A 12,529-nucleotide genomic window follows, 5' to 3' on the forward strand; every position below is an offset into this window, starting at 1 on the left:
GATCACCCCAAGGCATGTATCTTTTTGAATGGCTTCGCGGCAAACAATACCGCTTATTACCGCTCATTTGGCATTGCTGTCGATGAATATACTTTTTATGAAGGCAGGTTTGTTCCCATGCTGGCTGAAGAAAGAAAAAACAAAATTCTGGAGCTGATCAGCGAAAAAAAGATCGTCAAGGTCACCGAGCTGAGCACCCTGCTCAAGGCCACCGAGGCCACTGTTCGCCGTGATCTGGAGGATTTACAGGCACAAAACAAAGTGCATCGGGTGCACGGCGGCGCCACCTCTGTGAATCCCACCAGCCGTATGATCCGGCAGCAAGATCTCCTCGACCTTTGCACAGAGGAAAAAAAGCGCATCGCCCGAAAAGCCTATGATTATGTTCAGGATAACGACGCTATTTTTATGGATAGCTCCACTACGGTGCTGGAGCTGGCAAGGCTGATTGCCGCAGGTGGCCGCAGCAGGCTCACTGTGATCACCAATTCCTTTGTGATTGTTTCCCTTTTCGCCGATACACCGGATATCCGGGTGCTCCATACAGGCGGGCAGATTGTGTATGCCTTGCAGGCCGCTCTGGGCGTAGTGGCGGAAAATATGATCCGAGGGGTCAAGGTGGAAAAATGCTTTTTAGGCACCAACGGCATTGATCCCTCCTATGGCTATTCCTCCCCTACCTTTGAGGAGGCCTCCATTAAGCGGTGCATGATGCATTCCTCTAAGCAAACCTTTGTGCTTTCGGATCACACCAAATTTGACGAGTTCTATATGTGCAAGTTTGCCGATTTTGTGGGAGAAGTGGATTATCTCATCACCGATGCCCTGCCCAAGGAGCCGAGCCTTGCCCTTTATCGAACCAGCGTCAACCTTGTTTTGGCCTAGTTACTGGGCACCCTTTTCACGGTTGAAAGCCCCTTTTCTTTCAGAGCAGGGGTTTTTTTATACAATTTACTAAGACGTATCCTCCACAACCTAAATTCATTTGCAAGGGAGAAAAAAGTATGAAGAAAATACTCAATGCCTTAGACAGAACCGTTTTGGAAATGTGTGCCGGGCTGGCACTGGCCAATACCGAGCTGCACGCCGATTTCAAGTACAAATTCCTACGGAAGAAAAATATCGACCGCAGCAAGGTCAGCCTGCTCAGCGGCGGCGGAAGCGGCCATGAACCCGCCCACGCCGGATACATAGGCACCGGTATGCTGGATGTGGCTGTCTGCGGTGATGTTTTTGCCTCTCCCTCTCAAATTCAGGTTTATCAGGCCATCAAGGACAGTGCCGGTGACAAGGGCGTTCTGCTGATTATCAAAAACTACAGCGGCGATATCATGAACTTCCAGAGCGCCGCCTTTTTAGCTGAAATGGATGGCATTGAGGTCAATTATATCAAGGTCGACGATGATATCGCCGTGGAGGATAGTCTTTATACCGTAGGCCGCCGGGGCGTGGCCGGAACGGTTTTGGTGCATAAGCTGGCCGGAGCCGCTGCACAGGCCGGGCTTTCCCTTGCAGAAGTCAAGCGAGTGGCACAAAAGACCGCCGATCATGTCCGCAGCCTCGGTTTTGCCTTCTCCTCCTGCACAGTGCCGGCCAAAGGCAGCCCCACTCTCACCATCGCCGATGATGAAATGGAATACGGTGTGGGTATTCACGGTGAGCCGGGTATCCGCCGGGAGCCTGTTGCCTCCGCAGACCAGCTGGCTCAGCGCATGGTATCGGCTCTGCTGGCCGATATGAAGCTGGATGTCGGCAAGCCCCACGAGATCGCTCTTCTGGTCAACGGCTTCGGCGCCACTCCTCTCATGGAGCTGTATGTTTTCAACAACTCGGTTATGGGCCAGCTGGCGGAAAAAGGCATTAGGGTTTACCGCACCTTTGTGGGCAATTATATGACCAGCTTGGATATGGAGGGGGCTTCCCTTTCCTTCCTTGTTCTGGATGATGAGCTGAAGGGCTATCTGGATGCCAAATCCACTGCCCCCGGCTTCCCGGTGGATGGCCCCGCCGCTTCCCCTGTTTATATCCCTCTGAGCCACGAAAATGAGGATCATCCCGTTTCCTACAAAGCCGATACCTCCAAGGGCGGAGACACCATTCAGGGCGAAGGGCTTTCGCTGGAGAACGTGACTTTCCTTGTGGATAAAATGAGCGAAATCATCATTGAAAATGAGGTTCCCTTCTGCGATCTGGATTCTCATGCGGGTGACGGTGACTTCGGCATGAGCGTAGCCAAGGGCTTCCGGCAGCTCAAACGGGAGTGGAGCGGTATTTTGGCCGGTTCCAAAACCATTGGGGAATTTCTGGATGCCTGCTCCGTTGTGATCATGGAGCATTGCGGGGGTGCTTCCGGCCCTATCTGGGGCTTTGCCTTCAAATATGCCGCCAAGGCCGCCGGAGAAACCACCAGCCTGACCCTGCCCGCCTTCGCCGATATCATGCAGGCCGCTGTGGAGGGTGTGCAGACCACCGGCAAGCGTTCCTTTGGCCGGGGTGCTGTTGTGGGCGACAAAACCCTTATCGATGCCCTTGTTCCCTGCGCCGATGCATGGAGCGAGGCCGCTCGTAAGGGAGATAGCTTGATGGAAACCTTCAAAAATGCTGCACAGGCCGCTGTGCAGGGTGCCGATAAAACCAAGGAAATCGTGGCCCGCATGGGCCGTGCTGGAACAGTGGGAGAGCGGAGCCTTGGCTATCCCGATGCAGGAGCTCATGCTCTGGGCGTAATCTTCACCCAAATCGGCGAAGCTCTCCGGTAACAAAATAAGGTCTTAGACTCTGTGAAAAAGCGTGCAGAACTGGATTCTGTACGCTTTTTCTTCTTTTTTGTCGGTATGGGGCCTGTATACTGAATAAAGTGCGACAAGATTGACACTGTTCTCTCTCATGCGTTATACTAGTGAACAGTTCAGTCTATGTCTTTTTTCTTCCTCGTGAAGCAACATGCCCGCGGCACCCTCCTTATAGTTGTATAGGTTTAAAACCACAATGTGGTTTTAAACAGCGGCAATCTGCCGCTAACCGCCATAAGCGGTCTATACCGACTTCATACTCCTTTACACGCAGTGCGTGTTTGTGGGCGAAGCCCGCAGCTTCAAAATTGCATCACAATTTTCAAGCTGTATGAGTATATATGAGCGGCAGCCGCATTTGAATAAAAAGGAGATTTCTGTGCGCAAAATCAAGCTTGTTCAATTGACAGCCTTTTTTATGGCTCTTCTTCTTTTATGCTCCTGTTCAGCGGATTGGAAGCAGCAGTGGTCCTTGGCCTCCCGCGTTCCCGAGGAATCGGAAAGCAGTCTCTCGTCCTCCGAACCGGAGGAAACCTTCCAATACAGTTTGGATCAGCGCCTTCCCAGCATACTCCGCCAACAGATTATAGCCAGCCGCCGCCAAGTTTTTGCACCCATTGACGATGCGGTGAAAAAGCAGGTTGAGCTTTACCTTACTCCCGATCTGGAATTGGAAACCGACCTGCAAATTGCCCGTTCCCTTACAGAAGGAGTAGGCAGTTTTGATGAGGCGGTTCTGGAAATGCCCAAAAAGCTCAGCCACGCCGAAGCTAAAGAGGAAATTGAGTTTTTGTTTTCTTATTTAAAATACGGCTACTGCGGCTATGGTTATTTGGGCGGAGACGCTGTATTTAACACCGCAAAAGAAAAAATGCTGGCCGCTTTGGCTCAGCAAAAGGATCCGGTGGATCTGTTCACTTATAAATATGATATCCTCATTGAATTTCTGGAACCCATTATTGTGGATAGCCATTTTGTGGTGGATAGCGAGAGCTTTTCCACCGCTCATACACACCGTTATTACAGCTTCAACGAGGAGCTGCTCTTTGAGCAGGAAGGAAACGAGTTTATCACAACTTTGGATGGAACACGCCTGACCTTGACCGCCGTGGAGGGCAAGCCTCCTGAAGAATTCCTGCGCCTGATTCTGACCCAAGAAGGAACACCTGCATGGGCAATCGGCATCACCCATGTGGAGCCGGGGGAATATTCCAGCCTGACCCTGACCCTTCGGAATGAAAACGGCGATCCCTTGGAGCATTCTTTGCCTTTGCAGCAGGCGGATACCGAATATACAAAGGCCCTGCGGAAACAGTCAGCGGGCTATAACCGCTATGAGCGGGAGGGTATTTCCATCTTGGAAAACCGCCGCCTTTATGCGGAGGATAATGACCCTCTCAACGATGCTGACCCCCAGCTGACTGCCTTTACCGAGGAAGCCGCCACACTAAGCACTGAACCGGTGCTGATTCTGGATTTGCGCGGCAATCCCGGAGGAAACGATTCCTACGCTTTTAAATGGATACAGAATTATGCCGGCCTTTTTGAACCGGGCAATTATGCCTCTATCAATGTTTCGCTCCTGACCAATACGGTTTATCAAAGCGCCGGGTGGATTCGCACTTGGCTGGAGGATATGTTCTATGAAGCGGATCAAGAAGGCCGTATTCCCGGCTGGACCGATGTCCTTTATGGCTCCGCAAAGCTGGTTCCCAACGAAAATGTTGTTTTTGTTCTGATCGACAGCGGCGTGGCATCCTCAGCAGAAACCTTCGTGGCCGCCCTGCAGGAAATGGAAAATGTAATTATTGTTGGCACCAGCACCAGCGGCATGGGAACCATGGGGAATATCCGAGAGATTTATCTGCCCAAAAGCCGCCTTTGCATCACCTGTGGCTTTTCGCTGTTTCTGACACCCGATCTTTCTCCCTTTGAGGGAAAAGGTTATGCCCCAGATTTATGGGCTCCTCCCGGCGAAAGTCTCGAAAGGGTTCTTCGTTTTGCTGCCAACTACGAGTTAAGTCAGCCTTAAAAGGGAATCAGCTCCATGTGTTCAAGCAGAATTTCCAGGCCCATCAGCACAAGAATGCCGCCACCGGAAAATTCCGCCCGTTGTTTGAGCTTGGCACCACAAATATGGCCCAGCTTAACCCCCAGCATCGAAAGCAGGAAGGTAACACTTCCGATAAAGAATACGGCGGGAATGACTTCCACCTTTAAAAAGGCGAAGGAAACACCCACAGCCAGTGCATCAATACTGGTTGCTACAGCTAAGGGGAGCATGGCTGAGAATTGGAGGGAGGCTTCTTCCCGGGAAGCTTCCTCGTGTTCTTTTTTCAGACTGCCTACAATCATTTTTCCACCTAAAATTGCCAGAAGCACAAAGGCAATCCAATGATCAATGGCTGTAATGTAATCGGCAAACTGAGCACCCAACAGATATCCGGCAAGCGGCATAATCGCCTGAAACAGGCCAAAATATAGCCCCACTACCATACCCTTGCGCAGAGTGGCTTTTTTCATGGAAAGCCCCAAGCAAATCGCCACTGCAAAGGCATCCATGGATACCCCCACCGCAAATACAAACAGTTCAATCCAACTCAAATCCAATACCCTCCTAATATACTTCTACAGGAAGAAAAAGTCTCTTGCATAAGCTCTGTATAGCATTGCCCTGCCTTAACTGGGTAATAAAGGTGACCGCTAAAAAATACCTATTGAATAAATACGGCGATTTCCTTTATTTATTCGCAAGACCGGGTATTTTAGGCAAAAGAAAAAACTCAGGCATGGCCTGCCACACAAACCCAAATTTCGCATTTGACAAAATTAAGCTGTATGAAAAAGCTATGCATGAGTCTCGTCATTTAAGATAAGCCAGACCATTACAGTCAGTGTGTTGACTTACCACGCCAGCGGCGATAACTACTCCCTCACGAGTGTTTTGATTATTTTTGCATTTTAGCATATGCCCCCGTATCTGTCAAGCCCCGGAAATGCTTTGGTTGTGCGATTTTTATGGGTATTAGCCTATATTTGGCATGTCCTAGGCTTAGTTAGATCAGGCTTACTCTTGTATATTTTTTCTTAACTATTGCTAATTAAGATGAAGTGCTTATTTTGCAGCAAAAAAGTGCTGTCTTCAACAAAGTATATAAAAGCCTGCAAATAAGAAGTCAATAGGAAAATGAAGAAAAACAGCAACGCGAAAAGGTGGAACACTAATAGGCCGCCGCCAGTAGCGCCGACCAAAGCTATGCGGAACGAGTTTAGCGAGATAGCCCAGTGGAATCCATATCCACAGGCTTGTCCAGAGTATTCATGTATTCCTTTACCCTGCCGTAGTAAATACGCAGGAATTTGTTACAGCCAGCGGTCATGTAGACATGATAGGGCTTACCCTCGGCTCGTTTTTTGTTCAAAAACTGAAACACAGGGTCGTCTGGGGGCGCTTTTTGCAGCAGGATTGTCATGAGGATAAAGAGCGTCTTTCGCAGTTCCGGAGAGCCCCGCTTTGACGAACGCGTGCTTTTCGCCTCGTAGCTTCCGGACTGGTTTGCGCCCGGGTCAACCCCTGCAAAGGCCGTCAAGGAGCCCTTGTGTGCAAAGCGGCGAACATCGCCAATCTCCGCCATAAGCTGCGGCCCGAGAGATTTTCCGGCACCATACAACCCCATAACCACTTCGTATTCAGGAAGCTCCTGTGCGAGCCGGTTCATCTCCGCGCGGAACACCTCCACGGTTTTGGAAACGGTACCCAGTTGTGTAATTGCTTCCTGCACCATCACTTTGGACAGCGGATTTTTCGGCAGCATGGCAATCAGTTCTTTCGCTTCCGCGTGAATCTGGGCAGCTTTGGCGGTACTGAAATTGTATCCGTGCCGCTTGCACCACTTGCGGTAACGCTCCACGAAGGAGATCTGTCCTATACCCCTTACGCAGTCCACGTGCCAGAAGGACGCGGCGAAATCCACCCACTTCTGGCTGCCATCCGCACGAACGGGGCTTTCAAAGAGGGCGTTGACTCCGGGGTAGGTCTGGTCAAGCAGGGCAATGAGATTGTTCTTCAGCGCCGTCTTGTTCTTGGTGTACAGACCATATTGCCGGTTCATGCTTTTCAGTTGGTAGCGAATCGTATCCATAGGAGTATGTTGGCGCAATTCGGCCCAGTTGTCAAGGCCATACCGGGCAATCTTGAGCGCATCCGCTTTGTCCGTCTTGACCTTACGGAGCGAGTTATTCCCGTATTCCTTGATGAGCAGCGGATTGACCGCACTGACAAAAACTCCGGCGTCATGCAGCATCTGGGCCACCGGTTCATAGTACCGCCCCGTGTGTTCCAGAACCACCCGCGTCTCGCCCTCCAGACTTTTCAGCCGCTTTGTCAGCTCGCTGAGTTCACTGGAGGTGTGGCGTACCTCATAGGGCTTTGCCACCAGCTCCCCAAAGGGACGAAGAACCGACACCATGCTTTTCCCTTTGGAAATATCTATCCCGACTGCGTTCATAACCCCACGCTCCCATCACAGATTTACAATTGGCGTACCATCCTTTTCTCACTGCCGATTCTATCTGTTTGATGACACGAACGCGCCGGATGGCGGCTCTACCTGCACAAATCGAACGCTGCGAGCGAGAGGATGACTGACTGACTTTTCAACGGACGCGAAGTCCTTGGAGATAACCGCCAGGCCTATTGTCCTCTCATTCTATCAGCTTAGGCAATGAAATGGATAATGGCGCAACTGGATGCTGCGCCACCAACCAAATATATAGTAACAGGAGAAAACATGATGAAAAAAATCCTGACATTTTTTCTTTGCGCTGTTTTATTAACGTCTTGTTCAATCGGAAATGGTTCTTCATCCAGTGGCGCTATCCAAAGTGAACCCTCCGAGTCTTCAATCGGCACAAATAGCACATCCATTTCGGAGGAAAATGTTTATGAACTTTTTTCCGCACTGGATAAAAAGGCTTTGCCTGTTATGCGCTGGTATTTCGAAGAAGCTTGGGAGAGTTTGGATATCGCCGAGGAATCGGTTTATGCACCCTATTATAAGGTCAACGATTTTGCAACCATTGCTGAAATGAAGGCCGCTACTGCCGAAGTCTTTACAGCCAATTTTGCCAATATATTTTTTTATGATCATGCATTTATTGACCCCTCCGGCGAGGATACCCCTATGTACAAAGAAATCGACGGTCAACTGTATCGCAACACAGATCAGGGCGGGTTGGGCTGGCCTTATAAGCTCACCGATCAATGGTACATTCCCTACCAAGACGACCAAATGATTGTGATGGCAGTGAACACCCTCCTGCTGGGCGATGAGACAGAATGGAACAATTTTTTACTGAGAAACGAGGGCGGCTCTTGGAAATTGGACTCTTACTTTGAATTTAACCCTTATATGGAATATTCCAATGCTGTTACCAAGCAAAAAGAAAATGAAATAGATTATGCGGTTTCCTCATAGTTTTGTGCGCAGGATTGGAAAGATGCCAACCAGCTGGACGCCAACGCCCTGATCAATTTTTATGTATATACCTATCTTTCGGATATCAAGGAAGAATACGATTACAACCAAGGTTATCCGGTTGCAGCCGCAGATGTAATGGAAGGGCTGTCGGTATACCTAAAGGGCCTGCAAAAGGAAACCTTAACCGCAGTCAATGAACTGCCTTACGCAAATGCCCGTTATGACCAAGCAACCGATTGTTTTTACTTTGACATTATGTTTGACCCGGCGGATTGTATTGTGATCGATTCCCAGACCAAAGAAAACACCACCACATTGGAAATCATGGTAATCGGCAAAAACGGCAAAGCAGCTTATACATCCTTCTTGGATTTAGAGGTAAATGGTTCTCGGATTCAATATGTTGGCAACCGTTCCGGTGAGGATTTCCCCGAATAACAGCATATAGAAGAGCCATCAGCTTACGCCGATGGCTCTTCTATAGTTATATACTGCTGAAATCGTTATTTCAGCAAACCCTTCTCTTCAATAAAGGTAGCGGCGACCTTTTCAATGGAAAGCTTTTCTCCATCCACCATATAGTTGTAACGCACCATATCCTCTGCGGTGGTGCAGTCTTTTAAGACCTGCAGTGTCTCTGCAATTTCAGGATGTGCGGTTAAGGTATCCTGCCGAACCACAGGGGCGCAGTAATAAGAAGGGTAGAAATTCTTGTCATCCTCCAAGACGACCAGATCGTATTCATAAAGCAGGCCATCGGTGGTGTATACATTGGCAACATCCACCTCACCCTGATTCAGCGACTTATAAATCAGTCCTACATCCATTTGTAACGTATCTTTAAAATCATAGCCATACAGCTCACACATGGGGTAATATCCATCGGTACGGTCTAAATAGCCGTGCTCAGCTCCAAAGATCAGCTCAGGAGTAAAGGGAGCCAGATCGCTAAAGGTTTTGATGCCGTTGGCTTCGGCAAAATCCTTACGGACAGCATTGGCATAGGTATTGTTGAAGCCGAAATCCTCCAACCATACAAGGCCGAACTGCTTTTCATATTCCTCTTTAACCACCCGATAAGATTCGTCGGGATCGGTGATTGGCTCTTTTTTCAAGTAGTGGATCAGTGCACTGCCAGTGTATTCTGGAACAATATCAATTTCACCGCTCTTAATGGCTTCGAAGCTTACTGCTGCCGAAAGGTTATATTTTCGTTCGATTTTCAGATCGGTTTTAGCTTCCAGAAGCTGCGCAATAATTTCACCGGTCAGCAGGCTTTCGGTGTAGTTTTTTGCACCCACCGTCACCTTATCCTTAGAACCGCACCCCGCAAGAGAGGCCAGTAATACGGTCACCATCATTACCGTTGCCGCTATCTTTCGAATCCTGATCATAAAATTCTCCTTTCGTGTAACAAGTGTGATTTATCGTCGTATCATTTTCCTTTCCAGGCGGTTTAGCAGAAAGTCGGTTCCCACTGCCATGGCACAGATGGGAATGGCTCCCATAAGAACCATAGCCGTATCCGCTGTCTGGGTTCCCCGGTAAATATAACCGCCCAGTCCACCCCCGCCTACCAAAACAGCAATGGTCACAATACCGTAGGCCGTAATCAGCGAGACCCGGATACCGGAAAGAATCAACGGCAAAGCGTTGGGAAGCTCCACCTGAAGAAGCATTTGCAGCTTGCTCATCCCCATGCCTCTGGCTGCCTCCAGCAGGGCCGCATCAACACCCCGGATTGCTGTATAGGTGTTGCGCACAATAGGCAGCAGCGAATAGAGGAAAATGGCCATAATGGCGGTGGTATCCCCCAGCCCAAAGGTCATCATGAGAATCGCCAGCATAGCCAGTGAGGGCACAGTCTGCAAAATTTCGGAAAGCCCCAGCACCGGGCCGGATAAAACCGGAACTCTGGTAAGCAGAATCCCCAACAGGATACCGATTACAGCCGCAAAGGCGACCCCGCCCCAAGAAAGCAGAAGATGAGAAAAAGATTTGACCACTAGTTCTGTCATAAAGCTTATCCCCTTTCCCGCTGAATTTTCAGGCCTCTGGGCGTTACCGCCTGCACCAGACGGCCGATGACCAGACTGGTCAGAACAGCCAGAATACAGGCCGGTGTGGCCCCCATTACAATCATGGGGTAATTATAGGTCATAATGCCGGTATAGATAATATCCCCCAGCCCCCCGGCTCCCACTAAGGCCGCAACAGTGGCCCAGCTGATGATGTAAACCGCAGAAAGCTGAATGCCCGAAACAATCACCGGCAGCGCCAAAGGAATCTCAACTCTGCCCAAGGCTTGCAGGGTATTCATGCCCATGCCCTTGGCAGCCTCGGTATATTGGCGGGGCACCTCTGCGATACCGGTATAGGTATTTTGCAGAATCGGCAGAATGGAATAAATCACCAGCACCACCAGCGCTGTTTTGGAACCAATGCCCAGCAGTGGGATCGCCAAACCAAACATAACCATGCTGGGAATGGTCTGGAATACCCCCACAATGGCCAGCACCTGACGGGCGGCCTTGGGAAAGCGTGTCAAAAGAATACCCAGAGGAACGGCAATGCAGATTCCCAGTGCGACTGCCGAAAAGGAAAGCCGGATATGAACCTCCAGCGCCCGAAGCAGTGTACTCCAGTTTTTTTGCACAAAAGCAGCCAGCTCACTCATCGGTATCCTCCCCCCATACAGCATCGGCCAGCGCTCTGGCCATACTGGTTTTGGTTACGATACCGGCAACGGTATTATCTCGGTTAAGCACCACAACATAGTTATCATGGCCGGAAAGCAGCTTATCAAAACAGGCTTGGGCATCTTCATCTATGTACGAGGTCATGTTGGTTTGCTGCACAAGAGGCTCGATGGTTTTATGTCCCTTACCCTCGCTGCGGATGCTCTGAATCGAAACAGTTCCCGCATAGGTATCATCCGGATTCTTCACAATGAGAGTATCCACATTGCGGCGTGCCATTAAGTCAACAGCCTCCCGGATACCGCGGTTGTTGTATACGGTAATGATGTTTTCCCGCATAAAATCAGCGGCGGTCTGGGGAAGCAGCTCATTTTCCGTATTGCGCTTGCCCATAAAGCTGCGAACCAGATCATTGGCAGGCTTTTTGAGCATCTCCTCCGGGGTGGCCATCTGCACGATGCGGCCCTTATCCATAAAGATAATCTTATCGGCCATATTCAGGGCTTCATCCATATCGTGGGTGACAAACACAATGGTTTTGTTCAGCTTGCGCTGGAGCCGCCGGACCTCATCCTGCAAAACGCTTCTGGTCATGGGGTCTAAGGCACCAAAAGGCTCATCCATAAGAACAATGGGGGGAGAACCTGCCAAAGCCCGCAAAACCCCAATGCGCTGCTGCTGCCCGCCCGAAAGCTCCGAGGGATACTTGCCCGCATATTGATCATAGGGCATGTTCACCAACTCCATCAGCTCGTGAACAATTTGGCGGCTTTTCTCCTTATCGTATTTCAGCAGCCTGGGTACTACGCAAATATTTTGCTCCACCGTCATGTTGGGGAACAAGCCGATTTGCTGAATTACATACCCAATGGTACGCCGCAGCTTGACCCTATCCATCTGGGCCGTATCCTTGCCATCAATAAAAATTTTGCCTTTATCCGGATTAATAAGGCGATTGATGGTTTTTAGTGTAGTGGTTTTTCCACAGCCACTGGGGCCTATGAGCACTGTAAATTCGCCTGTTACAATTTCAAGATTCAGGTCATTCAAAATCAGTGCATCCCCATAGCTTTTGCTGACATGCTCAAAGCAAATCAAAGTTTTCCCTCCTTACGCATTGATCACATTTCTTTTTTCGGCAAACCGTTTCGTTGAACCGATTCCAAACACGGGGCAAAAGCAAAGCCACCGTGGTATTGACGAATCCATTGGCATTGGACCAGTGAGGTTATCCCACCGGGTTAAAGGCTCAATTTCAAGATGCCCAACTGCCCCAATTAGCAGTCCGTATTACACCGCTGAAAAAGAAGCATAAGCCGCCGCTCATTTGACCTTGGAAATTACATTCTTCCATTCTCAAAATTGAGCTGCAATTCAAAAAGCCGATCGGTTGTCGGCATCCCCAAGTGTGCTCAAAGCAAAGCCGTTTTCCGCCTGAAATCAAGGTTTTTTTCTTGGGGGAATTCAAAAGATGTGTTTTTAGTATACAGAATATGAAAGACCCTGTCAAATTCATGACAGGGTAATTCGACTGAAAAAGACATGAAACGACCTGACT

11 protein-coding genes are annotated in these 12,529 nt (G+C 49.5%); 5 read left to right on the forward strand and 6 right to left on the reverse strand.

Going from position 1 to position 12,529, the window contains the following annotated elements; all coding sequences use genetic code 11:
- The first annotated feature begins 117 nt into the window (after positions 1–117).
- The 3 genes from U6B65_04095 (at position 118) to U6B65_04105 (ending at position 4,824) form a co-directional block, all read left to right on the forward strand.
- On the forward strand, positions 118–885 hold the full coding sequence (locus tag U6B65_04095) for a DeoR/GlpR family DNA-binding transcription regulator (protein WRS28322.1): 768 nt from the start codon (positions 118–120) through the stop codon (positions 883–885).
- A 119-nt stretch (positions 886–1,004) separates the two neighbouring features.
- Positions 1,005–2,759, forward strand: coding sequence for a dihydroxyacetone kinase subunit DhaK (gene dhaK, locus U6B65_04100; GenBank protein ID WRS28323.1), 1,755 nt, complete (start codon positions 1,005–1,007; stop codon positions 2,757–2,759).
- A gap of 412 nt (positions 2,760–3,171) precedes the next feature.
- Positions 3,172–4,824 carry a S41 family peptidase gene (locus U6B65_04105; GenBank protein WRS28324.1) on the forward strand — a complete coding sequence of 551 codons (1,653 nt, stop codon included), beginning with the start codon at positions 3,172–3,174 and terminating at the stop codon, positions 4,822–4,824.
- On the opposite strand, the gene U6B65_04110 is transcribed toward U6B65_04105, so the two are convergent.
- Both U6B65_04110 and U6B65_04115 read right to left on the reverse strand, forming a co-directional pair.
- Positions 4,821–5,396 (reverse strand): manganese efflux pump MntP family protein, encoded by a 576-nt coding sequence (locus tag U6B65_04110; GenBank protein WRS28325.1) that lies wholly within the window; start codon positions 5,394–5,396, stop codon positions 4,821–4,823. The genes U6B65_04105 and U6B65_04110 overlap by 4 nt on opposite strands.
- A gap of 665 nt (positions 5,397–6,061) precedes the next feature.
- Positions 6,062–7,300: an IS110 family transposase gene (locus tag U6B65_04115; GenBank protein ID WRS28326.1), complete on the reverse strand. Its 1,239-nt coding sequence runs from the start codon at positions 7,298–7,300 to the stop codon at positions 6,062–6,064.
- A 282-nt stretch (positions 7,301–7,582) separates the two neighbouring features.
- On the opposite strand from U6B65_04115, the gene U6B65_04120 reads away from it, so the two are divergent.
- Positions 7,583–8,269 (forward strand): hypothetical protein, encoded by a 687-nt coding sequence (locus tag U6B65_04120; GenBank protein ID WRS28327.1) that lies wholly within the window; start codon positions 7,583–7,585, stop codon positions 8,267–8,269.
- Positions 8,270–8,407: 138 nt separating this feature from the next.
- Complete coding sequence (locus U6B65_04125; protein ID WRS28328.1) at positions 8,408–8,710, forward strand: hypothetical protein; 303 nt, start codon at positions 8,408–8,410, stop codon at positions 8,708–8,710.
- Positions 8,711–8,775: 65 nt separating this feature from the next.
- On the opposite strand, the gene U6B65_04130 is transcribed toward U6B65_04125, so the two are convergent.
- The 4 genes from U6B65_04130 to U6B65_04145 are packed head-to-tail and all read right to left on the reverse strand — an operon-like array spanning position 8,776 to position 12,069.
- Entirely contained in the window at positions 8,776–9,666 is an 891-nt protein-coding gene (locus tag U6B65_04130; GenBank protein ID WRS28329.1) for a glycine betaine ABC transporter substrate-binding protein, read from the reverse strand.
- Between the two features lie 30 nt (positions 9,667–9,696).
- Complete coding sequence (locus tag U6B65_04135) at positions 9,697–10,290, reverse strand: ABC transporter permease (GenBank protein ID WRS28330.1); 594 nt, start codon at positions 10,288–10,290, stop codon at positions 9,697–9,699.
- 5 nt (positions 10,291–10,295) lie between these two features.
- On the reverse strand, positions 10,296–10,949 hold the full coding sequence (locus U6B65_04140) for an ABC transporter permease (GenBank protein ID WRS28331.1): 654 nt from the start codon (positions 10,947–10,949) through the stop codon (positions 10,296–10,298).
- Positions 10,942–12,069, reverse strand: coding sequence for an ABC transporter ATP-binding protein (locus tag U6B65_04145; protein WRS28332.1), 1,128 nt, complete (start codon positions 12,067–12,069; stop codon positions 10,942–10,944). Before U6B65_04145 ends, U6B65_04140 begins: the two co-directional genes overlap by 8 nt.
- Positions 12,070–12,529 lie beyond the last annotated feature (460 nt).

The sequence above is a fragment of the Oscillospiraceae bacterium MB08-C2-2 genome (assembly GCA_035621215.1).
Classification (GTDB): Bacteria; Bacillota; Clostridia; order Oscillospirales; family Ruminococcaceae; genus WRAV01.